Here is a 25,686-nt window from a genome sequence, read left to right on the forward strand (position 1 = left end):
AGAAACATCAAGTTTCAGCAGCTAGGACATGTTTGACTGGCGGCTTCAAAGCCGGTCAAACCCCATTCGCGGGCTCCGGTGAGCGGCTTGGCAAGTCCCGCAGCGCGGGCGACAGCGGGCGCTCGTGGACGACCCCGAGCCGCTGCGTCGCACGCGTGAGAGCAACATACAGGTCGCTGGGCCCTCGTGGCGACTGGGCGGCGATGAGATCGGGCTCCGCCACGATGACGGAGTCGAATTCGAGCCCTTTGGCGTCCGCGACGCTCATGACGGCGACGGGCGCGTCCAGGGCCTCGGCACCCCTGCCCCGCCCGGCGCCCGGCGTGACGGCGACCGTGCCGGGCACGGCGGCGGCGAGCCGGGCGCCGAGGTCGGCCACCATGTCGTCGGGGGCGACCACGGCCACCTTGCCGCCATCGGCCGCCTCGGCGGCGACCAGGTCCGGCAGCGCCGCGAGCGGCGCCGACCAGGGCCGGGTGCCCGCCTCGCGCACGGACATGGGCGCCCGCAGCTCCGGGTCGATGGTGGCGAGCACGCGGGCGGCGACGTCCATCAGCTCGACCGGGGTGCGGTAGTTGACGGTCAGCTCCTGCTGGCGCCAGCGCCCGGCCACGTACGGGTCGAGCACCTCCGCCCAGGAACGCGCCCCGGCGGCCGAGCCGGTCTGGGCGATGTCGCCGACGATGGTCATCGACCGGGTCGGGCAGCGGCGCATGACGGCCCGCCAGGCCATCGGCGACAGCTCCTGCGCCTCGTCCACGATGACGTGCCCGTAGGCCCAGGTGCGGTCGGCGGCGGCGCGCTCGGCGGTGGTGAGCTGGGGGCCGTCGGCGCGCTGGCGCTCGGCGAGGCGTTCGGCCTCCATCACGTCGGACAGGCCCGTGAGCTCCAGCACCTCGCGGGCGTAGGCCAGCTCGGCCTCGCGCTCGTTCTCCGCCGCCTGCCTGGCGGCGGCCAGCTCCTCCTCGGCCTGCATCGCGGTGGCGCGCAGCACCTGCTCGTCGATGTCGCCGAGGAGCTCGGCGGCCTCGTCGAGCAGCGGGACGTCGGACTCGGTCCACTCGCCGCCGTCACGGCGCAGCAGCAGGCGTTCCTCGGGGGTGAGCGAGGAGGCGGCGTAGCCGAGGCGCTCGGCGGAGCCGTACAGGCCGAGCAGGAGTCCCTGCGGCGTGAGGTAGGGCCACAGCCGGTTGAGCGCGGCCTTGACGACCGGCTCGGTGCGCAGGTCCTCACGCAGGTCGGCCAGCTCCTCGTCGTCGATGAGCCCCTTGCCGATCTTGCGGGCCTGCTGCCTGGCCAGCGCGTTGAGCAGGGTGCGCACGAACACGGTGCGGGCCTGGTTGTGGGGGCGGCGCGAGCGCTGGGCCTTGTTCCTGGCGGTCTCCATCATCTGCCGGTCGATGGTGAGCGTGATGCGGCCGAGCGGCAGCTCGATCGCCTTGCGCGGGACGCGCTGCCGGTCGCGTACGGCCTTGGCGATCACGTCGGCCATCCGGATGTCGCCCTTGAGCGCGGCCACCTCGGGACGCTCGCGCGCGGTGGCGGTGAGGCCGGGGTAGAGCTCGCCGATCGTGGACAGCAGCACGTCGGTCTCGCCGAGCGAGGGCAGCACCTGCTCGATGTAGCGCAGGAAGGTGAGGTTGGGCCCGATGATGAGCACGCCGCGGCGTTCGAGGCGCTCGCGGTGGGTGTAGAGCAGGTACGCGGCGCGGTGCAGGGCCACGACGGTCTTGCCGGTGCCGGGCCCGCCCTGCACCACCAGCACGCCGTTGAGGTCGCTGCGGATGACGCGGTCCTGCTCGGCCTGGATGGTGGCGACGATGTCGCGCATGCGGCCGGTGCGCCGCTCGTCGAGCGCGGCGAGCAGCGCGGCCTCGCCGTTGAGCGTGGCGCGGTCGTCGTCGGTGAGCGCGTCGATGTCGAGCAGGTCGTCATCGACGCCGACCACCTGGCGCCCCCTGGTCTGCAGGTGGCGGCGGCGGGTGACGCCCATGGGGGCGGCGGGGGTGGCGCGGTAGAAGGGCTGCGCGACGGGCGCCCGCCAGTCGATGAGCAGGCGGCGCTGCTCGTCGTCGGTCATGCCGATCTTGCCGATGTAGAGCCGCCCTTCCTCGACGTGGTCGAGCCGGCCGAAGGCGAGGCCGCGTTCGACCGCCCAGAGCCGGGCGAGGCGCGAGGCGTACATGCCGGCGAACGTGTCGCGCTCGGACCTGTTCTGCATCGTGCCGACGGCGCCCGCGGCGAGCACCTCCTTGAGCTGCCGCTGGGTACGCTCGCGCAGGGTGTCGAGGCGGTCGTAGAGGCGGGTGACGTACGCCTGCTCTTTTGCCAGTTCGGTTTGACGCGTTGCCGCCTGACCGTTAATGTGGTTAATGGGACACTCCGGGCCATTCTGCTTGTTGTTGCGACAAACGCCGACATTAGCACGCCTGCTTCACTGGTCTCAGCACTTTCCCCCTTTCCCGATCACGTCTTGGTCTCACTTCTTGACCGTCTCGCCTGCGGCTTCTTAGGGTCATCGTCAGTTAGGAAAGTTTCCTAACCTAGCGAAGGAGACGCTGTGAGCGGCCCGGTGCCCGGAACCCCCAGTCTGCTACGTGCCATCAATGATCGCGCGGCCCTGCAGGCGCTCCTGGAGCGGGGGCCGCTGACCCGTCCCGAGATCGGCGCGATCACCGGCCTGTCCAAGCCGACGGCCTCCCAGCTCCTGCTCCGGCTCCAGCAGGCGGGGCTGGTCGTGCAGGACGGCGTCAGGGAGGGCCTGCCGGGCCGTACGGCCGAGGTCTACCGGATCAACCCGGCCGCCGCGTACGTGGCCGCGCTCGACGTCACCCCCGACCGCATCGAGGCCAAGGTGGCCGACATCACCGGCACGGTCGCCGGCGAGTACGTGCTGCCGACTCCGCGCCGCCCGCACGGCGAGCTGGTGGACCGGCTGAACGCGGCGCTGCGCGGCGCGAACCCGCCGGACAAGCTGCGCCGGGTGGTGATCGGCGTGCAGGCCGCGATCGACCCGACCACCGGCAGGCTCGGCTACGCCGCCGCCGAGGACGTGCCGGGCTGGCAGATCCCCGACCTGGTGCCCACGCTCAGCGCCGGGCTGGGCGTGCCGGTGGACGTGGAGAACAACGTCAACCTGGTGGCGGTGGCCGAGCAGGCGCACGGCGCGGCGCGCGGGCAGCAGGACTTCGTGCTGCTGTGGGCCGACGAGGGCATCGGCTCGGCCATCGTGCTGGGCGGCCGCATGCACCGGGGCGCGACCGGCGGCGCGGGCGAGGTGGGCTACATGCCGATCCCGGGCGCGCCGACGGCCCGCGAGGCCGGGCGCTACGCGAGCCACGGCTACCAGGCGCTGACCGGCGGGCCCGCGGTGCTGGAGCTGCTGCGCTCGTACGGCGTGCGCGGCTCCGACTTCCGCCAGGCCGTCGCGAACGCCGTGCGTGCGGCGGCCGGCACCGGGAAGGAGGCCGACGACGCCAGGGCCGGGCTGCGCGACGTGGCCGCCCGCCTGGCGGTGGGCCTGGCGGCCATCACCTCGGTCGTCGATCCCGCCCTGATCGTGCTGACCGGCGGCGTCGTGCTGCCGGGCGGCGAGACCCTGCGCGAGCTGGTCGAGCACGAGCTGCACGCGCTGACCATTCCCCAGCCGCCCGTCCGCCTGTCGAGCGTCGAGGGCAACCCCGTCCTCGCCGGTGCGCTCGACCTCGCCCTCGCCGCCGTACGCGACGAGGTGTTCAGCTCGACCGTCCCGTCATGATGGACGGCAGGAGGCACCCCCCTGCGCTTCGTCCCTCTGGCGGTCGCCGCCGCGCCGGCGCGTACGGCCTCTGCTGGGCGCTCACACAGGCGGGCGTCACATCGACGGCCGTTGACGGCGATGCGGTGGCCAGGAAGCCGGTCGAGCGGCAGGCCGAGGAGGTGGCGGCGCCGGCGGAGGTGCGCCTGCGCCGGCACGGCCTGCTGGAGACGCCGGTGGAGGTGGTGCTCGGCGGCGGCCTGCTGACCGCGCGACCCGCTGATGACCACGCTGCCGGAGTCGGGGTTCGCGCTGCGGGTGCCGCACGCCGAGCCGGTGGTGGCCGACCGGCCACCGGTCATGGGGGCCGCGCCGCTCGGCCTGGAACGGCTGGGCGCCGCCGGAAGCGCTCTGGCGGCGCTGCGTGCCGCGTACGGGCCCCGCTGAGGCCGCTCAGGCGCCTTCGGCGGCCACGGGCGGCTCGCCGGCGACGTCGGGGGCGCGGTGCTCGTAAGGGGTGCTGAGCACGACCGTGGTGCGGGTCGAGACGTTGGCCGATGCGCGGATCTGCTGCAGCAGGTCCTCCAGCGCGACCGGCGAGGCCACCCGGACCTTGAGTATGTAGCTCTCGTCGCCCGCCACGCTGTGGCAGGCCTCGATGGCGGTCAGGTGGGCCAGCCGCTCGGGGGCGTCGTCGGGCGCGGCCGGATCGATCGGCTTGATGGACACGAACGCGGTCAGCGGCAGCCCCACCGCGTCGTGGTCGATGATCGCGGCGTATCCGCGGATGACGCCGCGCTTCTCCAGGCGGCGTACGCGCTGGTGCACCGCCGAGACCGACAACCCGGTCTCCCTGGCCAGGTCGGTGAAGCTCATGCGGCCGTCACGGGCCAGCAACGTGACGATGCGGCGGTCGATCTCCTCCATCGGTCAAAGGTAGCCCGTCATGGTCACGACATGGTCCCGACAGGAGAGGCTCCCCTGCGCATCGCATGCTCGACGAGCGTGATGAGCACCTCCTTGCCGGAGTCGCGGCGGCGGGCGTCGCAGCGCACGATCGGGATGTCCGGCTCCAGGCCGATGGCCGAGCGCACCTCGCCGATCGTGAACGGGGTGGTGCCCTCGAAGTGGTTGAGCGCCACGATGAACGGCTGGTCACGCTTTTCGAAGTAATCGACGGCCGGGAAGCAGTCGTCGAGGCGGCGGGTGTCGGCCAGCACCACCGCGCCGAGCGCGCCCATGGCCAGCTCGTCCCAGACGAACCAGAAACGCTCCTGACCCGGGGTGCCGAACAGGTAGAGCATGTAGTCGTCGCGGATCGTGATGCGGCCGAAGTCCATCGCCACGGTGGTGGCGAGCTTGCGCTCCACGCCCGACAGGTCGTCGATGTGGGTGCCCGCCTGCGTGAGCGCCTCTTCCGTGCGCAGCGGCCTGGTCTCCGAGACGGCCCCTACCATCGTGGTCTTGCCGGCGCCGAAACCTCCGGCGATCAAGATCTTGATCGCGGTCGGCAGCCGCCAACGGTCTGAGCGACCGAATTCCATCCAGCACCGCCCGTACAAATTTCGCGCATGCGCGACCCCGCCCCAGGTGCCGTGGTCAGTGGTACCTGTCAAGGAAGCTTGTGAAGGTCGGCCCACATGCCTGGCATCGAGACACCCTAGCAACGCCACATTTTCCACTCAAGCCGCAATCTTTTACAAGAATGAAAATGTCACGGTTTGTGGCGAGTCGCACGCTTATTCGGTGATCTAACAGGCAAAGAGTCAAGTTTGTCTGTCATGTATTCAGACGAGCACTTTACCGTGGCGAGTGAAAGTCCGAAACGCCGGTGAACCCGGTGTGAAAGCCGAGCTGTCTGCGCAGGTAGAAGGCCGTGCGCGGGCTGTGAACGGCGACCGGCTCGATCAGCTCCTCCGCCCGGCGGGCCAGATCCGCCATCGCCAGCGTCACCTCCGAGCGCTCCACTCCCAGCGCAAGCACGTTCAGCCCGCCCCAGCTCAGGTCCCGCCGGTAGCTCACGACGTCGCCGAGCAGATGCAGGTAGCGCTGCACCTGACGGCTGACCGCGCGCAACTCCTCCAAGTGGGCTTTCGCCCATTCGTCGGCCGCGTAGATCCAGTGACACAGGTCCACGAAGCAGGAGCCCCTGCTGTCGGCGTTGTCGACGTAGCGGGCCAGCGAGGGCCGGTCGCGCCTGTCGCGCCACGTCCAGGCCCGCGCCATGCCCTCAAGCATGCACCCGAGCTGGTCCGCCCAGACGTCCTGCAGGCCGCCGAACTCCTTGACCGTGCCGAGCTCGTCGCGCAGATCGGCGAGAAAGCGGGAGGCCGCCGAGCGCGGTGCCGCGCCCTCGGCGACGTCCAGGCAGTCCTTCGCCAGGCGGTCGACGTGGGAACGGGTGAGCGCGCGGTGATCGATGAGCCTGTCCACCGCGAGGACCCACAGGGCGGCCCGGTTGACGACCTTCAGCCGGTGAGCGCTCGCCCACGGCGCGCTGAAGGCGGTGGACAGCGTCAGGGCGGTGAAGAGCTCGGAGCTGAAGGCGGCAGCCGGGAACAACCCACCGTACATTTCGGCACATCGCCGCAAATCTCGGCCGCATTCGGCGGCCAGGGCGCACGTCTCGCCGAGCTCGAACGCCTCGTCCAGCTCGTCGCCCGGCATCCTAGGGCCGCTCGACCGGCTCGCGGATCATGCCCGACGACCCCCATTTCCCCTGGATATACACCTGTCAGGGGAATTCTTTCATGATCACGTACTATCGATCAAGGTATCAGTAGCCTGGCCGCACCGTCCCCTCCGGCTCTCCCCCGCGCCATCCCTCACGCGCCTCAGCGGCCTGCGAGACGGCCGGACCTGTGAGACTGCCGGAAGCGCGCGGGGACGGCGCTCAGGCGGGGCCGTGCAGCAGTCCCCAGGCGGCGGTGGCGTCGTCGTGGCGCTTGCCCCACACCGGCCCGCGCTCGCTCTCCAGCTCCCGCACCGCCGCGATGACGGCCTGCGGCCCTTGCCCGGCGAGCAGGTCGAGGACGTCCTCCCACCGCCGGCCGTACCAGTCGACGAGCCGCGCCACCCCGTCGGTGAAGACCCCGGCCCCGCGCACGTCACCGAGAGCGATCTCGCCGGTGACGCTCTCGCGGGCGGCCTCGGGACGGGCGGCGGCCACCCAGAACCCGCCGGGCGCGTTGCGCAGGCGGCGCACCAGCTCCAGCGAGTACGGCCGCCCGCCGGGCAGCCGGTCGAGCCGGTCGTCGTACACCACCCGCACCCCTCCCCCGGCCAGCCGGAGCACCACGGGCGAGTCGCCCAGCACGAGGTACTCCAGCCGCTCACGCACCCGCACCATGGCCACCGTGGCGGACGGCGAGTCGGGGTTGGCGAGGTCACAGGTGGCGGCGTGGGACGCCGCCGTGGCCTCGATGGCGCGCTCCAGGATCGCGGCGAGCGAGCCGGGGGCGTCGCCGGCCAGCTCGGCGGCCAGCGCGCCGCCGAGCCGCCCCACCAGCCAGGCCACGTCGTGCACGCAGCCGCTGTCGACGCCGGACGGGGCCGTGGCGCCGTCGAGCACGGCGATCCAGGACGGCCCGGCGATCACGAGGTCCTCGTTGGGCCGCGCGGAGCCGGGCCTGGTGGCGCATACGACCTCGCGGAACACGCCCGTCAGACGACGACCAGCTCGCGCGGCGTGTTGTTGAGCCGCTCGAAGCCGTCGTCGGTGCAGACCACGATGTCCTCGATCCGCGCGCCGTGGCGGCCGGGCAGGTAGATGCCGGGCTCGACGGAGAACGCGAACCCGGGCTCCATCGGCTCGCCGTTCCCGGAGACGATGTACGGCTCCTCGTGCGTCTCGATGCCGATGCCGTGGCCGGTGCGGTGGACGAAGTACTCGCCGTATCCGGCGGCGGCGATGACGTCGCGGGCCGCGGCGTCGATCGACTCGCACGACACGCCCGGACGCACCGCCTGGCAGGCGGCCTCCTGGGCCTGGCGCAGCACCTCGTAGTAGGCGGCGAACTCGGCCGGCGGCTCGCCCACGCTGTAGGTGCGGGTGGAGTCGGAGCAGTAGCCGTTGTGCAGCTGGCCGCCGATGTCCACCACGACCGGCTCGCCCGCCTGGATGACCCGGTCGGACACGTCGTGGTGCGGGCTCGCGCCGTTGGGCCCGGAGGCGACGATGACGAAGTCGACGGTGGCGTGCCCCGAGGCGAGGATCGCCTCGGCGATGTCCCTGGCCACCTCGCGCTCGGTGCGCCCGGCCCGCAGCAGCTCGGGCACCTGGCGGTGCACGCCGTCGATGGCCTCGCCTGCCTCGCGCAGCGCCGCCACCTCGGCGGGCGACTTGCGCATCCGCAGCTCCCGCAGCACGCTGCCGGCCAGCACCTGCTCGGTGCCGGGCAGCACCTCGCGGAAACGCAACGTGGACATGGCCCACATGCGGTCGGCCAGCCCCACCTTGGCCGGCCTGCCGAGCCGGGCGGCGGCGATCGCGTACGGGTCGTCGGTCTCGTCCCACGCCACGAACTCGAGCCCCAGCCGGGACGCCGGCGACGCCTCGGCGGCGGGCAGCTCCAGGCGGGGCACCATCATGTACGCCTCACCCGAGGCCGGCACCACCAGGCAGGTCAGCCGCTCCAAGGGCTTGGCGTCGTAGCCGCTGACGTAGCGCAGGTCGGGCCCCGGCGTGAGCAGCAGGGCGTCGAGACCGGCTTTGGCGGTGGCCTCCTGGACGGCGGCCAGACGGGACACGGGATACAGATCTGAGGACGTCACAGGCCCAATCTACTCTTGCGGCACCGCCTAAAAACCGGGAAAAGGTCTCGCCACGCACCAACTCAGAACTACACCACGTTAGCGGTCGATCACGTAGTGTGGGGCCAATTGTCCAGTTCCACTGCGTTCGAGAGTGAGAACGATGGTCGACGTCATAGGCGCGGCCGAGCTGCTCGGGCACGAGAGCGAGGCCGAGATGCTCGCCGTACGGCTGGCGCACGCCCAGCGGCTGGGCAACATGGGCTGGGCGGAGTGGCACCTGCACACGGGCGAGACCATCTGGTCCGAGCAGGTCTACGTGATCTTCGGCAGGGACCCGGAGGAAGGTCCCATCCCGCTGCCCGACCTGGCCGAGCACGTCGATCCCGCCGACGTGGCCACGCTCGACCGGCTGCTGTGGTCGGTGGTGCAGGGGGTCGAGCCGGTGCAGGCCGAGTTCCGCATCCGCCGCGGCGCCGGCGACGTACGCGACCTGCGGGTCGTGCTCGAACCCCTGCCGGGCCCCGGCGGCACGATCGGCATGCACGGCGTCATCCAGGACATCACCGGCCGCCGCCGCGCCGAGCGCATGGTCTCGGAGTCGCGCCGCCAGCTCCTGGAGGCGCGCGAGCAGGCGGCCGAGGAGCGCCACGTGATGCTGGCGCTGCGCGAGGCGATCCTGCCCGAGCCGGTCGGCTGTCTCGATCTGCCGCACACCAGGGTCGCGGTGCGGTACGTGCCCGCGGAGAAGACCGCGAACCTGGGCGGCGACTGGTTCGAGACCGCGCCCGCCCCCGACGGCCGGCTGCTGCTGACCATCGGCGACGTCTCGGGCCACGGCCTGCCGGCGATCTCCCGGATGGCCCAGCTCCGCCACGCCCTGGTCGGCCTGGCGATGACCGGCCAGGCCGCCAACCGGCTGCTCGACTGGCTGAACGAGCTGGTCATGCACCAGCTCAAGGACACCACCGCCACCGCGATCGTGGGCCACCTGGACCCGGCGACGCGGGTGTTCGCCTGGGGTCAGGCGGGCAACCTCGCACCGATCCTGGTGCGCGACGGGGTGGCCAGCCATCTCCCCAAGCCCAGGGGCGTGCTGCTGGGCGCGGCCTCCGGCAGCCCGTACGAGCTGGCCACCACCCGGCTGCTGCCCGGCGACCTGCTGCTGATGTTCACCGACGGGCTGGTGGAGCGGCGCACCCGCGACATCGACGAGGGCCTGGACCAGGTGCTGGCCGCCGCCCGCCGCCTGTCGGGCCGCGACCTGGACGACGGGCTGGACGCGCTGCTCGCCGAGATCGGCGGCCCGAACCCGGAGGACGACGCGTGCCTGCTGGCGGTCGGCATCCTCGACCAGTGAGCGGTGCGGGCGGGTTGTCGGTGGAGGATGGCAGCATGGGTCCGTGCTGATGCTTCTGGACACCCCGTCCCTCTACTTCCGCGCCTTCCACGGTGTGCCCGAGTCGATCAAGGCTCCCGACGGGTCGCCGGTCAACGCGGTGCGCGGGCTGATCGACATGATCGCCACGCTCGTCCGCCAGTACGCGCCCGATCAGCTCGCGGCGACGATGGACGCGGACTGGCGGCCGGCCTTCCGGGTGGCGGCGATCCCCACGTACAAGGCGCACCGGGTCGCGCACGGCGACACCGAGGAGGTGCCCGAGGCGCTGGTGCCGCAGATCGCGGTCATCCAGGAGGTGCTCGACGCGCTCGGCATCGCCCGCCTGGAGTCGCCCGGCTACGAGGCCGACGACGTCATCGGCACCCTGGCGCATCAGGCGAGCGGCGCGGTCGACATCGTCACCGGCGACCGCGACCTGTTCCAGCTCGTCGACGACTCCCGCCCGGTGCGCGTGCTCTACACCGCGCGCGGCATCCGCAACCTGCAGATCGTCGACGAGGCGTTCGTCACCGCCAAGTACGGCATCCCCGGCCGCGCCTACGCCGACTTCGCCACCCTGCGCGGCGACCCCAGCGACGGCCTGCCCGGCGTGTCCGGGGTGGGCGAGAAGACCGCGGCCGCGCTCATCACCCGTTTCGGCTCGCTCGGCGGGCTGCTCGACGCGCTCGACGCGGGCGAGACCGACGGCTTCCCGGCCGGCAGCCGTACGAAGCTGGCCGCCGCCCGCGACTACCTGCGCGTCGCCCCCACCGTGGTGGAGGTGGCCAAGGACGCGCCGCTGCCGGACGCCGACCTGACGCTGCCGAGCAAGCCGCGCGACGCCGAGGCGCTGGTCGCGCTGGCCGACCGCTACGGCATCGACGGCCCGCTCAACCGCCTGCTCGACGCGCTCGCCCGCTGACGCCCCCGCACGGTCCGGCGGGGAAACCCAGGACGCGGTCCAGCGGGCACGCCCAGGACGCGGTCCAGCGGGCACGCCCAGGACGCGGTCCGGCGAGAGCGCCCAAGAGGCGGTCCGGCGGGGACGCCGACGAGGCGGTCCGGTGAGGGCGCTCAGGAGGCGCTGAGGAAGGCGCGCACGGCGTCCTGTGCCGCCTCGCGCAGGCGGGCGTGCACGAGCGCGTTCTCCTCGCGGTCGGTGCGCACCTCCACCACGCGCGGCCCCTGGCCGCGCAGCGCCTTGGGCAGGTCGCCGATGTCCGACACCAGCGTGTACGGCGTGCCGGTCGCCGCCGCCACGTACCCGAGGTCCACGCCGTGCGGCGTGCCGAACACCCGCTCGAACGGGTCGCGGATGGCCGCCTGGGGCAGCAGCGAGAAGATGCCGCCGCCGTCGTTGTTGACGACGACCAGGCACAGGTCGGGCCGGGGCTCGCGGGGGCCGAGGATGAGGCCGTTCTGGTCGTGCAGGAACGACAGGTCGCCGATGAGCGCGTACGAGGGGCCGTTGTGCGCCAGCGCGGCGCCCATGGCGGTGGAGACGAGCCCGTCGATGCCGGAGGCGCCCCTGTTGGCCATGAACCTGATGCCCCGCCGGGGCCGCATCGCCTGGTCGAGGTCGCGGATCGGCATCGAGGAGCCGCAGAACAGCAGCGAGCCGTTCGGCAGCGCGTCGACGAGGTCCCTGGCCAGGCGCGGCTCGCTGGTGCCGGTGAGGTCGAGCACCTCGTCCATGACGGCCCTGACCGCCCGGTCGGCGCGCCGCCAGGCGTGCAGCCAGCTGTCGTCGCCGGAGGCGACCGGGATCTCCACGGCCTGCGCGACCTGGGTGGCCGAGCGGGTCGGGTCGGGCCAGCGGTCGAGGTCGGGCGCGACCACGATGTGCTCCTCCGCCCGCTGCAGCCACGACAGCAGCGGGCGCGACAGCCCCGGCCTGCCCAGCGTGACCACCACGTCGGGCCGGTGGGCGTCGGCGAACTCGGGCGTGCTCAGCAGGTAGTGGTAGGTGGAGATGGCGTTGTCGCCGTAACGGCCGCCGCCGCTGGGCTCCGACAGCACCGGCCAGCCCGCCATGCCGGCCGCGGCCACGTAGCGGCGCACGTTCGCCGCGCCGTCGCCGACCACGAGCACGCCGCGCCTGGTGGGCGGCAGGTGCAGGGCGACAGGCGGCGGCGCGACCCTGGCCCGCACCCACGGGCCGTTCGCGGCGCCGTCGAGCGGCTCGCACCAGCTCGTGTCGCCGTCGGGGATCAGCGGCTCCCTGAAGGCCACGTTGAGGTGGACGGGGCCGGGGTTGCCCGCGCCGGCGGCGTGCTGGTAGGCGCGGCAGGCCAGCGACCGCCAGTAGGCGACCTGGCCGGGACGCTCCTCGGGCACGCCGACCTCGGCGAACCAGCGGGTCGCGGTGCCGTACAGCTTGAGCTGGTCGATCGTCTGGTTGGCGCCGGTGCCGCGCAGCTCGGGCGGGCGGTCGGCGGTCAGCACCAGCAGCGGCACCCCCGACTCCGACGCCTCGACGACCGCCGGGTGGAAGTTCACGGCCGCGGTGCCGGATGAGCAGATGAGCGCGACCGGCCGCTCGGAGCGCTTGGCCAGGCCCAGCGCCAGGTACGACGCCGAGCGCTCGTCGATGCGCACGTGCAGGCGCACCCGCGACTCGGCGTGCAGCGCCATGGCCAGCGGTGCGGAACGCGAGCCTGGCGCCAGCACCACGTCGGTCAGGCCGCAGCGCACCAGCTCGTCGACCAGCACCGTGGCCAGCGCGGTAGCGGGGTTCAACGGGACGCCTCCTGCTTCCGGCCAAGCCAGTGGATCTCAAATGCCGACAAATGCTGAAAATTCCCCATAAGGCGGAGCGGGGGCACCGGAGGCGCCGCCTCCATCCGCCGCACGCCGGCGGACGGCCGCGCCGCCCGCTCCCCCGGCGGGTCGCACGGGGACACGCCAGGCGGACCGGGGCGCTCAGACCGCCGCGCGCAAGCCCGCGGGGGCGGCCCCGCTGTGGCGGTCTGCCCGCGAAGCCGTGTACGCATCGGGATCCGGAAGACCACGGGGGAACGCGTCACGACCCTCCCTGAACCCGCTGTCCGACCTGTCGCCATTAACCTTACGAGCATGTGGAGGAACCCGTCGCATCCGGACCGGCCACTGCATGCCATCGTGCAGCCTCCGGGACCTGCCCTGTTCGCGGCGATCCGCGACGCGCTGGCGGGTGAGGGGCCCGCGATCCTCCCGCTCACCCCCGGCCAGGAGGGTCCCGCCATCGAGGCGCTGCGGCCCACCCATGTCGGCGGCTCACCCCGCGACGACGGCGCCGGCGTCCCCGGCGACGTGGCGGTCGTGATCTCCACCAGCGGCAGCACCGGCCCGCCCAAGGGCGTCATGCTCTCGGCCGCCGCGCTGCGCGCCTCCGCCACCGCCTCGCTGCGCCGCGTCGGTGCGGCCAAGGGCGAGCGCTGGCTGTGCTGCCTGCCCGTCTCCCACGTCTCCGGCCTGCAGGTCCTGATACGCGCGCTGCTCTCGGACAGCGAGCCGGTGATCCACCCGGCCTTCGACCCCCGGGCGGTGCTCGAATCCGGCGCCGACCACGTCTCGCTGGTGCCCACCCAGCTCCACCGGCTGGTCGAGATGGGCGCGGACCTGTCGGTGTTCAAGACGATCCTGCTCGGCGGCGCCGCGGCCCGTCCCGGCCTGCTGGAGCGCGCCCGCGAGCTGGGCGCGCGGGTGGTGACGACGTACGGGAGCAGTGAGACCTCGGGCGGCTGCGTCTACGACGGCCGTCCGCTCGACGGCGTCGACGTCAAGATCGGCGATGACGGCCTGATCAGGATCGCCGGGCCGGTGCTGTTCTCCGGTTACCGCTTCGACCGGCCGCCCGCCCCGCTCGACGGCGGCTGGTTCGTCACCTCCGACCTCGGCGACCTCGACGGCGGGCGGCTGCGCGTGCTCGGCCGGGCCGACGACGTCATCAACACCGGCGGCGAGAAGGTGGTGGCGGGCGTGGTGACCGCCGTGCTCGCCACGCACCCCGAGGTCGCCGACGTGGCCGTGATCGGCGTACCGGATCCGGAGTGGGGTGAGCTGGTCACCGCCGTCGTGGTCCCCGCCGACCCCGACGCACCACCAACACTTTCACAATTGCGGGCATACTGCCGCGACAGGCTTCCTCCCCACGCCGCCCCGCGCGACCTGCGGCTGATGTCCCGGCTGCCACTGCTGCCGAACGGAAAGACCGATCTAGTACGGCTGAGGGCAGGAACCTGACGAGTTGCGGCTGCGTCATAGTGGGGAGAAGGAGGGAGCCTTCATGGACCAGACCCGCAAGATGTGGGCATCCGCGGCCGTCGTCGGCGTCATCATCGTCGGGGGCGCCTCAGTCGCGGCGGCCGCCTCGGCGGGCAAGCTCGACCAGGTCGCCAGGGAGACCAGAGCCGAAATGGAGAAGGCGTCACCGTCCGGCGAGCAGCCCAGCCCCGAGAGCAGCGAGCCCGCCGTGGTCTCCACGGAGGTCAACCCCGACCCCCAGACGGTGCTCCGCTACTGGAGCGACCAGCGGATGGAGGACGCCCAGCCGATGCCGATGCCCGAGGTGGGCAAGCTGGAGATCGGCGACGCCGAGCCGGGCGGGCAGCAGCCGAGCGAGGGCGAATCCGGAGAGATCGCCGGGCAGCCGGAATAAGAACCGGGACGGGGCGGTTGAGTATTCGGGCCATCGGCCCCTTCTCATCCCCCGCATCGGGCGCACGGGAACAAATGACGGCGATTGGCGTTATTGATACTGGTGCGCCGTGCGGACGTCGACCGCCCCACCACAACCTGCCTGATCGCTTCCACTCCGTACGGAGGAGGTGTCCTCATGCCCAGAACCGCCGTGGCGACCCCGCCCGTATCTCTCGACCAGCTCATTGAACGAGGGCGAGCGCAGGGTCACCTCTCTCTGGCGGAGCTGCGTGACGCTTTCGCGAAGGCCGGTATCAGCCCCTCTGAAGGCCGCACGATTCTGCGTGAACTCTCAGAGGCCGGCGTGAGCCTGGCCGCCGAGAACGAGCCGTCTCTCAGCACCACGACCCCCACCAAGAAGGCCACCGCCAAGAAGACCACCTCGCGGGCAGAGAATACCGGCCGCAAGGCGAGCGAGGCAAAAACCGACGCGAAGGCGCCGGCGAAGCCCAACGGCAAGAAGTCCCGCAAGACCGACGGCGCCGAGCCCGAGCCCACGCCGGAGCCGGTCGAGGACCCGGTGAAGGACGTCGCCGAGGACCTCGCCATCGACGGCGAGGACGCCGACCTCGACAACGAGCCGCTCGACCTCGACGACACCGCGTCCGTCATGGGCGACTCCGTGCACACCTACCTCAAGTCCATCGGCCGCCGCACCCTGCTCACCGCCGCGCAGGAGGTCGAGCTGGCCAGGCGCATCGAGGCGGGCCTGTACGCGGAGTACAAGCTGGAGACCCAGCCCGACCTGCCCGAGGACCTGCGCGAAGACCTCAAGATGGTCGTCGAGGACGGCAAGCAGGCCAAGGACCACATGCTGGAGGCCAACCTGCGCCTCGTGGTGTCGGTGGCCAAGAAGTACACCGACCGCGGCATGTCCCTGCTGGACGTCGTCCAGGAGGGCAACCTCGGCCTGATCAGGGCCGTGGAGAAGTTCGACTACACCAAGGGCTTCAAGTTCTCCACCTACGCCATGTGGTGGATCAGGCAGGCCATCCAGCGCGGCTTCGCCGACTCCGCGCGGACCATCCGGCTGCCCGTGCACGTGCTGGAGATGCTCTCCAAGCTGTCGCGGGTCGAGCGTGACATGCACCAGCGGCTGGGCCGCGAGCCCACCCCCGAGGAGCTGGCCGTCGAGCTGGACAAGACGCCCGATCAGATCGAGGAACTGCTGCGCACCAGCCGGCAGCCCATCTCGCTCAACGCGACGATCGGCGAGGACGGCGAGACCACGATCGGCGACCTCATCGAGGACGTCGACTCCCCCGAGGCGTCGGAGATCGTCGACCGCCAGCTGCTGGGCGACCAGCTGCGCGGCGTGCTCGACAACCTCTCGCCGCGCGAGTCGAAGATCATGGCGCTGCGCTTCGGCCTCGTGGACGGCAAGCCGCACACCCTGGACGAGATCGGCAAGCACCTGGGCCTGACCCGGGAGCGGATCCGCCAGCTGGAGAAGGAGTCGCTGTCGAAGCTCCGCCACCCCAGCAACACGCGTCCGCTGCTGGACTGGGCGAGCTGACGCCGCCCGGCTGGGCGTGCCGGCACCGAGAGCCCTGGTGATCCACCGGGGCTCTCGTCATGCCCACCGGGGCTCTCGTCATGCACGGGCCCGACCGGCCCGCCGGGCGATCACGAGCCACTTAGACCGCTGAAACCACGAAAAGCCGCCCACCGCGAAGAGACCGCCGAAGGCGGCGGCGAGCGCGGGGGTCGCCTGCGTCCGGCGGACGCCGAGCCGGGCGGCCGCGACCGTTCACCAGGCGCACGGCGTCAGCGAGCGGCGCGGCCGTCAGCGGAAAACGGTGCCGCTCAACGGGCGGCGCGGCCGTCAGCGCAAGACGATGCTGGTCAGCGAGCGGCGCGGCCGTCAGCGGAAAACGGTGGTGTTCAGCGGGCGGCGGGGACGCGCTGCGGGACGCGCGGGATGCCCCACAGGCGGTTCTCCTCGCGCAGCGTGCGCAGGCGGTTGACCTCGGCGGTCCACATGGCGCCCTTGGGGGTCGCCTTGGCCTTGCGGCGCGCGATCCGGTCGTCGTAGGCCTTCACTCCGAACGTGGCCCGCTGCCCCGCCTCGGCGGCCCGCAGCGCCTCGGTCAGCGCGCGGTCGAACGCCAGCCCGGCCTCGCGCAGCTCGAACTCGTCGGCGTCGGCGGCACGCAGCTCCTGCAGCGTGCGCTCGGCCTGCCTGGCCTTGTCGAGCAACTCGGGGAAGCTCTTGGCTATCTCCTGGTCCGCGTGGTAGCGAACCTCTGCCTCCCGGCTCACCCGCGGACGGAAAAACGCCATTCGACCCGGCCCTTTCACGCTGTCGTTACTCGTTCAACCGCCAAGCGTACGCCGTCCGGCGACACGGACGGAAATCGCCCCGGCGCGAGCGCCTTTACATAGTAAGATCACCGGCATGCCTGCCAAGAGACCGCCGGTCCCCCTCTCGCGCGAGCGGATCATCGAGGCCGCGCTGCACATCGCCGACAGCCAGGGCCTGCGCCGGCTCACGATGCGCCGCCTGGGCGACGCGCTGCAGGTCGAGGCGATGGCCATCTACCACCACCTGCCCCGCGGCAAAGAGGCGCTGATGGACGCCCTGGCGGAGCACGTCACGTCCGTGCACGTCGAGCCGCGATCGACCTGGCAGGAGACGGCCAAGGCGTGGTGCCGGGCGAGCAGGGAGCTGCTGCGCGAGCACCCGGGCGTACTGGCGCTGGCGCTGACCAAGCCGCCCAAGGGCGCCACGGCGATCGCGATCAGGGAGCAGACCGAGCAGCTCGCCGAGGCTGGCCTGGAGAACGCCGCCGAGGCCGTACGCGCGCTGCGGGCCTTCGTGTTCGGCAGCGTGGCGGTCGAGGTGCAGCAGTCCGGCTGGGCCGACCCCGAGGTCGATGAATGGGTCAGGCGGGACGAAAGAGCGGATGAGGACTTCGAGCGCGGACTCGACGCTCTTCTCAAGGGATTGCAAACGTGATGCGCGTGGTGCGCTCGGCCCGTTATCCTGCAAGAGGCACGTTGTGTCGAAGGTCACACGGTTCGGGGACCCTCCTGTAACAGTCCCTGCGGGCCATGCCGAAACGTGTGACTCGCCACACGGGCCAGCACAACTACCCGAGCCGGCTCCCGCCCCTCCACCACGGGAGCATCCCACGAGATATCGGAGGCACGCCGATGTGCCCGCATGAACCGGCCTGTCCGGATGCAGAGGCGCCGGACCGCGAAGCGGCCCGCACACTCGCCAGTCACCCCGAACAGGGGTGGAGCCTGCTTTGCAACGGTGTCGTCCTGTTCGAGGACACCGGAGAGCTTCTGCCCAGCGGCGCGGCCATCGCGCCGCACCGGCCCGTGGTCGGCGCGGCCTGACCCGCCACCGGGCGGCCGGTGCGCGGCTCCGCGCCAGGCCGCCCATCTTCGCCGGCCCGCGCCAGCGGCACATGAACGCCGCGCGCGGGCCCATACGAAGGCCCGTGAAGGGCCGCCCAGAGGTTTCGCGCGAAGACCCTTCTAGACCCGTACAAAGCCGGCCCAGAAGCCGGCATCCCGCCCGTGCGGCCTGATGCGACGGCCCGCACAGCGCGCGTGAACCTGCAACCGAACGACGTGCGCAAGAAGCGCACGCGATGCCGCGCACAGGCCGAGCAAGGCGCCTGAGCAAGCCACACGACGCGCATGAAGATCGCGCAGCGCCCGTGCAGGCCCGCCCGGTCCGGCCGGGCAGGCGGCGCGGGTAAGGAGCGTACGACGCGCGCAGGCCCGCGCGGTGCGGGCGAACCACACCCACGCAGGCACAAGCGCTCAGGCCCGGACAGTGCGGGCTAGGCGTACCGGGTGAGCCACTCCGCGACGATCTCGCCCACCCGGGCGGGGTTCTTGTTGAGGTCGTGGTTCTCCCCCGGCAGCACCACCAGCCGGGCCGCGTCCTCCGCATCGGGTATGCCGAACGGGTCGCGATCGCCGTTCACCACCAGCACATCGACCCCGGCCTCGCGCAGCTCGTCGGCCCGTGAACGTTCCGGCTTGCCCGGCGGGTGCACCGGGTAGGCCAGCGCCACCACGGTGACGGCGCCGACGGCCTTGGCCGTACGGCAGGCCAGCCGCGCGCCGTTGCTCCGCCCGCCCTGCACCAGCGGCAGCCCGGGAAAGCGCTCGCGCAGCGCGTTCACCACGCTCTCCCACGCCTCGTCCTGCGCAGCCGCGGAGCCGGGCGCCCGCGCCCCCGCCACCCGGAACGCCTGCGTCACCCGCGCCACCGTGGCCCCCACCGCCAGGGCCGCATCGCGCACGGCCAGCAGATCGGGCGAGTCCACGCCGCCGCCGGCGCCGTGGGTCATCACCAGCAACAGCCTGGGGTCCTCGGCCTCGTCGATCTCGGCCATCGCCGGGCCTCTCGGGGTCATCACCTGCATGGCAGCACCGTACCTCCGGAGGATCACGCCCTACCTCTCAGGTGGGATGACGGCGTGCCACGGCCCGTGGATGATAGATCGCATGTCAGACAAACGCCTCAGGGACGACCTGCAGGCCACGTTGGACGCCCGGCGCGACCTGGGCCCGGAGTACGAGGCCGCCCTCATCGACTCGTTCATGGAGCGTCTCGACGCCACGATCGCGCACCGCGTACGCGCCGAGCTCGACCGCCACGAGCCCGCGCCGCAGGGCAAGCGGCAGAGCCCGGCCGGGCCGATGGTCGCGATCGTGATCGGCTCGCTGGCCCTCAGCATCCCGCTGACCGGCATCGCGGTCGCGAGCGCGGGCGCGGGCGGCCTGCTGATCACCTGGATGGCGATCGTCGCGATCAACGTGGCGGCCGCCGCCGTGATCATGCGGCGCCGCTGACCGGCGCGGCGCCCAGGCGACGCGATCCGCCAGCGCGTCAGGTGTCGCGGTGGTAGCGCAGGCGTACCTCGGCGGCGAGCGTCTCGTCCTCGTGCTCCAGCCCGTACGTCCACACCCGCTCGGCGTCCTCATTGCGCCCGCGCAGCGGCAGCGTGCGGGCCAGCAGCTCGATGGCCAGGGCGCTGGTCTGCGGGTCGGCGCCGCCTTCGACGCTCTCGGCGAACTCGGCGCAGGCGAGCTCCAGATGCGCGATGCCGAGCTGCACCCGCAGCCCGGGGATCTCGTCTTCCGGGGCGAACTCCAGAGCGTCGAGCAGCACCTCGGCCGCCGCGCCCGGCTCGCCGTGCTCGACCATCAGATCGGCCAGGCGCTGGGCGGCGTGCGCGCCGATCCGCGCGTCTCCGGCCTCGACGCCGGCCTGCATGGCCTCGCGCAGCTCCTTCTCGGCCTCGGCCAGGTTGCCCTCGCGGACGGCGAGCCTGGCCAGCCCGAGGCGCGCGAGCGGCACGTACGCGGGCGTCCCGACCCCCAGCACCGCCTGCCAGGCGCCCCTGGCCTGCTCGTCGCGCCCTTCGCGCTCGAACCCCTGGGCGAGGTGGCAGGCGGCCTGGGCGGCGTATTCGGGGTGTCCTGTGGCCAGGGCGGTCCTGGCGGCCCGCCGTGCGGCCTCGACGTCGCCGCGCTGCTCCAGGACCACGGCGAGGCCCACGGCGGCCTGGGCGCGGTCGGGCTCGTCGGGATCGTCGGCCAGCTCGCCGAGTATCGCCGCCGCCGCGTCGAGTTCGCCGCGTTCGGCCAGGCGGCGGGCGGTGTCGAGGGGCGAGGTCTCCAGTTCTGAGGACGTCAACGGAGCTCCTTGTGGGGACGGTCGGCCCCGAGCCTAACGACTTCCGTCGATCATGTCTGCTCACTTGACGCCGAAGGACTGGCGGGCTCGCCGGCGGGGCGCGGGAGCGGCCGCGCATGCCGGAGGGCGGGCTCGTGCGGCCCGCCCTCCGGTCTCCGCTCAGTCCTCGTACGCCTCCAGCGGCGGGCAGGAGCACACCAGGTTGCGGTCACCGTACGCCTGGTCGATGCGGCGCACCGGCGACCAGTACTTGTTCTCGCGCAGGGACGCCACCGGGTAGGCGGCCTCGCTGCGGCTGTAGGGGTGCGTCCACTCGTCGGCGGTGACCGACTCGGCGGTGTGCGGGGCGTTGCGCAGCGGGTTGTCGGTCTTGTCGTACTCGCCGGAGGCGACCTTCGCGATCTCGCCGCGGATGGCGATCATCGCGTCGACGAACCGGTCGAGCTCGGCGAGGTCCTCGCTCTCGGTGGGCTCGATCATCAGCGTGCCGGCCACCGGGAACGACATGGTCGGCGCGTGGAAGCCGTAGTCGATGAGGCGCTTGGCCACGTCGTCCACGGTGACGCCGGTCTCCTTGGTGATCTGCCGCAGGTCGATGATGCACTCGTGCGCGACCAGGCCGCCGCGGCCGGTGTAGAGCACCGGGTAGTGCGGGGCCAGCCGGCGGGCGAGGTAGTTGGCCGACAGGATGGCCTGCTGGGTGGCGGCGGTGAGGCCGTCGGCGCCCATCATCCTGACGTAGGCGTACGAGATGGGCAGGATGCCCGCCGACCCGTACGGCGCCGCCGAGACCGGCCCGACCGGGGTGCCGCCGCGCAGCGGGTGGCCGGGCAGGTAGGGGGCGAGGTGGGCGCGGACGGCCACCGGCCCGACGCCGGGCCCGCCGCCGCCGTGCGGGATGCAGAAGGTCTTGTGCAGGTTGAGGTGGGACACGTCGGCCCCGAACTCGCCCGGCTTGGCCAGGCCGACGAGCGCGTTGAGGTTGGCGCCGTCGACGTAGACCTGGCCGCCGGCCTCGTGCACCTTGGCGCAGATCTCGGTGATGGCCTCCTCGTATACGCCGTGCGTGGACGGGTACGTCACCATGATCGCGGCGAGCGCGTCGCGGTGCTTTTCGATCTTGGCGTCGAGGTCGGCGAGGTCGACGTTGCCGTCCTTGTCGCAGGCCACGACGACGACGCGCATGCCGGCCATGACGGCGCTGGCGGCGTTGGTGCCGTGAGCGGACGACGGGATGAGGCAGACGTCGCGCCGGTCCTCGCCGTTGGCGCGATGGTAGGCGCGGATGGCCAGCAGGCCCGCGAACTCGCCCTGGGAGCCGGCGTTCGGCTGGATGGAGACGGCGTCGTAGCCGGTCACCTCGGCGAGCCAGCTCTCCAGCGTGCCGATCAGCTCGCGGTAGCCCTCGGCCTGCGACTCGGGCGCGAACGGGTGGATGGCGGCGAACTCCGGCCAGGTGATCGGCTCCATCTCGGTGGTCGCGTTCAGCTTCATCGTGCAGGAGCCGAGCGGGATCATCGAGCGGTCGAGCGCGATGTCCTTGTCCTGGAGCTTGCGCAGGTAGCGCAGCATCGCGGTCTCGGAGCGGTGCTGGTGGAAGACCGGGTGGGTCAGGTAGTCGCTCTCGCGCAGCAGCGAGGCGGGCAGCGCGTCGGGGGCCTGCTCGGGCTCGATCGCGTCGCCGGTGACGCCGAACGCGGCGCGTACGGCGGCCAGCTCGGCGGCGCCGGTCTTCTCGTCGCAGGCGACGGAGACGTGGTCGGCGTCCACCTGCCAGAGGTTGATGCCCCGCTCGGCGGCGGCGGCCACGACCTCAGCGGCCCTGCCGGGCACGCGGGCGAGCACGGTGTCGAAGAACTCGCCGTGCACGACCTCGATGCCGGCGCCCTTCAGGCTCTCGGCCAGGGCGCTGGCCTGGCGGTGCACGCGGCGGGCGATGCGGCGCAGGCCCTCGGGGCCGTGGTAGACGGCGTACATGCTCGCGATGACGGCCAGCAGCACCTGGGCGGTGCAGATGTTGCTGGTGGCCTTCTCGCGGCGGATGTGCTGCTCGCGGGTCTGCAGGGCCAGCCGGTAGGCGGGGTCGCCGTCGGCGTCCACGGACACGCCGACCAGGCGGCCGGGGAGCTGGCGCTGCAGCCCGTCGCGTACGGACATGTAGGCCGCGTGCGGACCGCCGAAGCCGAACGGCACGCCGAAGCGCTGGGAGGAGCCGACGGCGATGTCGGCGCCCAGCTCGCCGGGGGCGGCGATCAGCGTGAGCGCCAGCAGGTCGGCGGCGGCCACGACGAGCGCGCCCTTGTCGTGCGCGGCGGCGGCGACGTCGCGGAAGTCGCGCAGCCGGCCGGAGGCGCCCGGGTACTGCACGAGCACGCCGAAGCACTCGGGCAGCTCACCGTCGAGCGAGTGCTCGACGAGCGTGATGCCGAGCGGCTCGGCCCTGGTGGCGAGCACGGCCTTGGTCTGCGGCAGCGCGTCGGCGTCCACCACGAACACGTTGCTCTTGGACTTGCCCGCCCGGCGGGCCAGCGTCATGGCCTCGGCGGCGGCGGTGCCCTCGTCGAGCAGGGACGCGCCGGCGACGGGCAGGCCGGTGAGGTCGGAGACGACCGTCTGGAAGTTCAGCAGCGCCTCAAGGCGGCCCTGCGAGATCTCCGGCTGGTACGGCGTGTAGGCGGTGTACCAGCCCGGGTTCTCCAGCAGGTTGCGGCGGATGACGGCGGGCGTGACGGTGTCGTAGTAGCCCAGGCCGATCATGGAGGTGAGGACCTTGTTGCGGCCGGCCAGAGCGCGCAGCTCGGCGATGGCCTCGGCCTCGCCGATCGCGGCGGGCAGCCGGAGCCGGTCCTTGGCCCTGATCGACTCCGGGACGGCCACGGCCACGAGGTCGGCGACGGACTCGAAGCCCACGGCCTCGAGCATGCGCTGCTGCTCGGACTCGGAGGGGCCGATATGCCTGGACGAGAACGGCGGAGCTGACAGATCGGTCATGGTGTGCCTCCCGAGGCTTTCGGAGACCGGCGCCGGGGCGCGGGCGAGTGCCGGATCTCCCCCTCTGTCAGCGCGGGCCACGCGTTGCGCGGCGCCACGACCTGAGAGCTTCACCCTGACGCAGGGCTTGCACCGTCGGTGAGACACGCCTGGCGGGCGCGCCTGCTTTCCAGAGTCGCCTCGCCCGAGCGGTACCGGTTGCCTGAGAGATTCCGGGGAGGGTTGCTCCTTCGGCGCCCTGGGCACGGTGCCCGGGGACTCTCCCGCACGGGGTCGTCAGCTTTGCTGTCCTAGATTACTACGGTAGGCCGGGATTGCCGTGCACCGCACCACGCGTGAAGGGCGCACTTCACCGCAGGTCCGGCGGTGAGGGCCTGATGGCGCGGTGACGCTGTGCCGCCTCTCCGCTCCCCTGCGTGCCCCGCCCCGGGCGGCGTTCCCCCGGGTGCGAGCGGTACGGAAGTGATCAGGTCAGCCGATGCGGCGGGCGCGCCGCCTGCGGGCCAGTTCGTCAGCGGGGTGGTCGGCCGGGACGGTGTCCTCGACCGCCGCTCGTTCCCCCGGCAGCTCCGCGAGGGATCCCTCGACCTCGCGCCAGACCCGGCCGAGCGCGATGCCGAACACGCCCTGCCCGCCCTGGAGGAGGTCTATCACCTCGTCGGCCGAGGTGCACTCGTAGACGCTGACGCCGTCGCTCATGAGCGTGATCTGGGCGAGGTCGGCGACCCCGCGGTCACGCAGGTGCTGGACGGCCGTACGGATCTGTTGCAGCGACACCCCGGTGTCGAGGAGCCGTTTGACGACCTTGAGCACCAGGATGTCGCGGAAGCTGTAGAGCCGCTGTGAGCCCGAACCGTGCGCGGCCCTGATCGTGGGCTCTACCAGGCCCGTGCGCGCCCAGTAGTCGAGCTGCCTGTAGGTGATGCCGGCGGCGGCGCAGGCCGTGGGCCCGCGGTATCCGATGTCACCCGGCAGCGCCGTCGGCTGCTCGTCGAAGAGCAGTCCCTGCTCTCCGGCACGCTGCCGCGCGCTCTCGCGCCGCACCGGATCTTCCTGGCCGGCCGTCTTTCCCTCGCCGCTGCTGACCGCCACGCGGACCTCCGGCTTTCTCTCATCCCGTGGCCTGATCTGGGGGTTCGTAAAGGGCGGCCACGGGTTTCACTTGCACCGTAGGACCGTGACCATGCTCAGTCAACGATCCGGCTCGGCGCGTCGTGAAGCGTAAATGCACTGAAATACCTACCCCGCCCTGCCGAAGTCTTCAGGAGTGATCGTGTCAAGGAACTCCCTGAACTTCTCCACTTCGTCCTCCTGGTCGTCCGGAATGATCACCCCGGCCTCCTGGACGACCTCTTCGCTGGCGAAGATCCGCGCCCCCGTACGCAGGGCGAGCGCGATCGAGTCGGACGGCCGCGCGCTCACCTCCACGCCGTTGGAGAACACCAGGTCGGCGAAGAAGATGCCGTCGCGCAGGGCGACGATGTTGACCGCTCGCAGGCCCACACCCAGGGCGCTCAGCACGTCTCGGAAGAGATCGTGGGTGAGCGGCCGCGGCGGCGGCTCCTCAGCCTGGGCCAGTGCGATGGCCGTGGCTTCGGTCATGCCGATCCATATAGGAAGGAACCGCTCCCCGTGTGCCTCCTTGAGCAAGACGATCGGCTGATTTGTGGGCATTTCAACTCGAACGCCCACGACCTCCATCTGCAACACGGGCTGCTCCGTATTCCTGACCGGTCACCCGGCACAGCTTGTGAACATCGCTTCTGCTGACTGGTTCCTGCAATTCAACGTAACACCCGGTGGGCCCGGAATGTGCCCTCGCCTCCCAGCTCGCTTCGTCGTCAACGACCCAGGACCGACCGCACCTCCGTGCGCACAAGGGATGCGTGCAGGTCGAGCAGAAGATTCGACAGCTCGCGGGCGACCTCGTCGGCCTCTCCGATGGCTCCGGGGCGGCGCCGCTTGAGTATCGGGGCGACCGTCTGCTCGACCAGCCCGGCCTCGCGCTCGGCCGCCGCCTTGACCGCCCGCAGATGCCGGGCGTGCAGGCCGAAACGGGCCAGGGCGCCGACGGTGCGGGCGATCTTGAGCGCCTCCTCGTCGTAGCGCCTGGCCACCGGGGCCAGCAGGCCGTAGTCCTCCAGCTCGGTGAGCGTCTCGTCGTCGATGCCCGCCCTCTCGAGCAGCTCGGCCCGGCTGAGCTTGACCTCCTGCGCCTGCTGCACCGCGCGCGGCCGGCCGAAGCTCTCGGCCATCTTGTCCTTGATCACGCGCAGCGGCAGGTAGTGGTCGCGCTGCTCGGTCAGGATGAAGCGCAGTTGCTCGACGTGCAGGTGGGTGAACTTGCGGAAGCCGGAGGGGCTGCGCTCGGGCTCGATCAGCCCTTCGCCCTCCAAGAACCTGATCTTGGAGATCGTCACATCGGGAAACTCGCTCCGCAGGAGCGCGAGCACCTCCCCGATGCTCATGTGCGAGCGT

General features: G+C 72.0%; 24 protein-coding genes and 1 riboswitch. Of the genes, 10 read left to right on the forward strand and 14 right to left on the reverse strand.

What is annotated here, in order from left to right; genetic code table 11:
* Nucleotides 1-55: 55 nt before the first annotated feature.
* Nucleotides 56-2,248, reverse strand: a complete 2,193-nt coding sequence (locus AB0K67_RS04770; RefSeq protein ID WP_364052888.1) for an ATP-binding domain-containing protein — start codon at nucleotides 2,246-2,248, stop codon at nucleotides 56-58.
* A gap of 312 nt (nucleotides 2,249-2,560) precedes the next feature.
* Here AB0K67_RS04770 and AB0K67_RS04775 point away from each other — a divergent pair, with 312 nt between their 5' ends.
* A complete protein-coding gene (locus AB0K67_RS04775; protein ID WP_364052891.1) occupies nucleotides 2,561-3,757 on the forward strand; it encodes an ROK family transcriptional regulator in 1,197 nt (398 codons plus the stop codon).
* Between the two features lie 261 nt (nucleotides 3,758-4,018).
* Nucleotides 4,019-4,183 carry a hypothetical protein gene (locus AB0K67_RS04780; protein WP_364052894.1) on the forward strand — a complete coding sequence of 55 codons (165 nt, stop codon included), beginning with the start codon at nucleotides 4,019-4,021 and terminating at the stop codon, nucleotides 4,181-4,183.
* Nucleotides 4,184-4,189: 6 nt separating this feature from the next.
* Here the strand turns inward: AB0K67_RS04780 and AB0K67_RS04785 are convergent, their stop codons facing one another.
* From AB0K67_RS04785 to AB0K67_RS04805, 5 genes are all read right to left on the reverse strand, one after another.
* Nucleotides 4,190-4,663: an Lrp/AsnC family transcriptional regulator gene (locus AB0K67_RS04785; protein ID WP_364052897.1), complete on the reverse strand. Its 474-nt coding sequence runs from the start codon at nucleotides 4,661-4,663 to the stop codon at nucleotides 4,190-4,192.
* Nucleotides 4,664-4,686: 23 nt separating this feature from the next.
* On the reverse strand, nucleotides 4,687-5,280 hold the full coding sequence (locus AB0K67_RS04790) for an ATP/GTP-binding protein (protein WP_364052900.1): 594 nt from the start codon (nucleotides 5,278-5,280) through the stop codon (nucleotides 4,687-4,689).
* Nucleotides 5,281-5,536: 256 nt separating this feature from the next.
* Entirely contained in the window at nucleotides 5,537-6,310 is a 774-nt protein-coding gene (locus AB0K67_RS04795) for a hypothetical protein (protein ID WP_364052903.1), read from the reverse strand.
* A 319-nt stretch (nucleotides 6,311-6,629) separates the two neighbouring features.
* On the reverse strand, nucleotides 6,630-7,394 hold the full coding sequence (locus AB0K67_RS04800; RefSeq protein ID WP_364052906.1) for a protein phosphatase 2C domain-containing protein: 765 nt from the start codon (nucleotides 7,392-7,394) through the stop codon (nucleotides 6,630-6,632).
* Between the two features lie 5 nt (nucleotides 7,395-7,399).
* Nucleotides 7,400-8,509: a Xaa-Pro peptidase family protein gene (locus tag AB0K67_RS04805; RefSeq protein ID WP_364052909.1), complete on the reverse strand. Its 1,110-nt coding sequence runs from the start codon at nucleotides 8,507-8,509 to the stop codon at nucleotides 7,400-7,402.
* Between the two features lie 142 nt (nucleotides 8,510-8,651).
* On the opposite strand from AB0K67_RS04805, the gene AB0K67_RS04810 reads away from it, so the two are divergent.
* Together AB0K67_RS04810 and AB0K67_RS04815 are read left to right on the forward strand one after the other, a co-directional pair.
* Nucleotides 8,652-9,848 carry a SpoIIE family protein phosphatase gene (locus AB0K67_RS04810; RefSeq protein WP_364052912.1) on the forward strand — a complete coding sequence of 399 codons (1,197 nt, stop codon included), beginning with the start codon at nucleotides 8,652-8,654 and terminating at the stop codon, nucleotides 9,846-9,848.
* Nucleotides 9,849-9,897: 49 nt separating this feature from the next.
* Nucleotides 9,898-10,791 carry a 5'-3' exonuclease H3TH domain-containing protein gene (locus tag AB0K67_RS04815; protein WP_364057440.1) on the forward strand — a complete coding sequence of 298 codons (894 nt, stop codon included), beginning with the start codon at nucleotides 9,898-9,900 and terminating at the stop codon, nucleotides 10,789-10,791.
* 152 nt (nucleotides 10,792-10,943) lie between these two features.
* Here the strand turns inward: AB0K67_RS04815 and menD are convergent, their stop codons facing one another.
* Nucleotides 10,944-12,608 carry a 2-succinyl-5-enolpyruvyl-6-hydroxy-3-cyclohexene-1-carboxylic-acid synthase gene (menD, locus tag AB0K67_RS04820; protein ID WP_364052915.1) on the reverse strand — a complete coding sequence of 555 codons (1,665 nt, stop codon included), beginning with the start codon at nucleotides 12,606-12,608 and terminating at the stop codon, nucleotides 10,944-10,946.
* Nucleotides 12,609-12,944: 336 nt separating this feature from the next.
* Between menD and AB0K67_RS04825 the strand changes: the two genes are divergently transcribed.
* The 3 genes from AB0K67_RS04825 (at nucleotide 12,945) to AB0K67_RS04835 (ending at nucleotide 16,065) form a co-directional block, all read left to right on the forward strand.
* Entirely contained in the window at nucleotides 12,945-14,093 is a 1,149-nt protein-coding gene (locus tag AB0K67_RS04825; protein WP_364052918.1) for an AMP-binding protein, read from the forward strand.
* A 43-nt stretch (nucleotides 14,094-14,136) separates the two neighbouring features.
* Nucleotides 14,137-14,508: a hypothetical protein gene (locus AB0K67_RS04830; RefSeq protein ID WP_364052921.1), complete on the forward strand. Its 372-nt coding sequence runs from the start codon at nucleotides 14,137-14,139 to the stop codon at nucleotides 14,506-14,508.
* Between the two features lie 177 nt (nucleotides 14,509-14,685).
* Nucleotides 14,686-16,065, forward strand: a complete 1,380-nt coding sequence (locus AB0K67_RS04835) for an RNA polymerase sigma factor (protein WP_364052924.1) — start codon at nucleotides 14,686-14,688, stop codon at nucleotides 16,063-16,065.
* Nucleotides 16,066-16,433: 368 nt separating this feature from the next.
* On the opposite strand, the gene AB0K67_RS04840 is transcribed toward AB0K67_RS04835, so the two are convergent.
* Nucleotides 16,434-16,811: a hypothetical protein gene (locus tag AB0K67_RS04840; protein ID WP_364052927.1), complete on the reverse strand. Its 378-nt coding sequence runs from the start codon at nucleotides 16,809-16,811 to the stop codon at nucleotides 16,434-16,436.
* Nucleotides 16,812-16,947: 136 nt separating this feature from the next.
* On the opposite strand from AB0K67_RS04840, the gene AB0K67_RS04845 reads away from it, so the two are divergent.
* Nucleotides 16,948-17,508, forward strand: coding sequence for a TetR/AcrR family transcriptional regulator C-terminal domain-containing protein (locus AB0K67_RS04845; protein WP_364052930.1), 561 nt, complete (start codon nucleotides 16,948-16,950; stop codon nucleotides 17,506-17,508).
* Nucleotides 17,509-17,705: 197 nt separating this feature from the next.
* Entirely contained in the window at nucleotides 17,706-17,897 is a 192-nt protein-coding gene (locus AB0K67_RS04850; protein WP_364052933.1) for a DUF5999 family protein, read from the forward strand.
* A 452-nt stretch (nucleotides 17,898-18,349) separates the two neighbouring features.
* Here AB0K67_RS04850 and AB0K67_RS04855 read toward each other — a convergent pair whose 3' ends face one another.
* A complete protein-coding gene (locus tag AB0K67_RS04855) occupies nucleotides 18,350-18,940 on the reverse strand; it encodes an alpha/beta family hydrolase (protein WP_364052936.1) in 591 nt (196 codons plus the stop codon).
* 82 nt (nucleotides 18,941-19,022) lie between these two features.
* Here AB0K67_RS04855 and AB0K67_RS04860 point away from each other — a divergent pair, with 82 nt between their 5' ends.
* A complete protein-coding gene (locus AB0K67_RS04860; protein WP_364052939.1) occupies nucleotides 19,023-19,370 on the forward strand; it encodes a hypothetical protein in 348 nt (115 codons plus the stop codon).
* A gap of 37 nt (nucleotides 19,371-19,407) precedes the next feature.
* On the opposite strand, the gene AB0K67_RS04865 is transcribed toward AB0K67_RS04860, so the two are convergent.
* From AB0K67_RS04865 to AB0K67_RS04885, 5 genes are all read right to left on the reverse strand, one after another.
* Complete coding sequence (locus AB0K67_RS04865) at nucleotides 19,408-20,217, reverse strand: hypothetical protein (protein ID WP_364052942.1); 810 nt, start codon at nucleotides 20,215-20,217, stop codon at nucleotides 19,408-19,410.
* Nucleotides 20,218-20,376: 159 nt separating this feature from the next.
* The gene (gcvP, locus tag AB0K67_RS04870; RefSeq protein ID WP_364052945.1) at nucleotides 20,377-23,208 is read right to left on the reverse strand and encodes an aminomethyl-transferring glycine dehydrogenase; all 2,832 of its coding nucleotides are present in this window, start codon (nucleotides 23,206-23,208) and stop codon (nucleotides 20,377-20,379) included.
* Nucleotides 23,209-23,387: 179 nt separating this feature from the next.
* A riboswitch (glycine riboswitch) is annotated at nucleotides 23,388-23,484 on the reverse strand.
* Between the two features lie 195 nt (nucleotides 23,485-23,679).
* The gene (locus tag AB0K67_RS04875) at nucleotides 23,680-24,300 is read right to left on the reverse strand and encodes a MerR family transcriptional regulator (protein ID WP_364052948.1); all 621 of its coding nucleotides are present in this window, start codon (nucleotides 24,298-24,300) and stop codon (nucleotides 23,680-23,682) included.
* Nucleotides 24,301-24,447: 147 nt separating this feature from the next.
* Nucleotides 24,448-24,918 (reverse strand): bifunctional nuclease family protein, encoded by a 471-nt coding sequence (locus tag AB0K67_RS04880; protein ID WP_090771501.1) that lies wholly within the window; start codon nucleotides 24,916-24,918, stop codon nucleotides 24,448-24,450.
* Between the two features lie 131 nt (nucleotides 24,919-25,049).
* Nucleotides 25,050-25,676, reverse strand: a complete 627-nt coding sequence (locus AB0K67_RS04885) for a MerR family transcriptional regulator (RefSeq protein WP_364052951.1) — start codon at nucleotides 25,674-25,676, stop codon at nucleotides 25,050-25,052.
* Nucleotides 25,677-25,686 lie beyond the last annotated feature (10 nt).

Source organism: Nonomuraea sp. NPDC052634, assembly GCF_040678535.1.
Classification (GTDB): Bacteria; Actinomycetota; Actinomycetes; order Streptosporangiales; family Streptosporangiaceae; genus Nonomuraea; species Nonomuraea fastidiosa.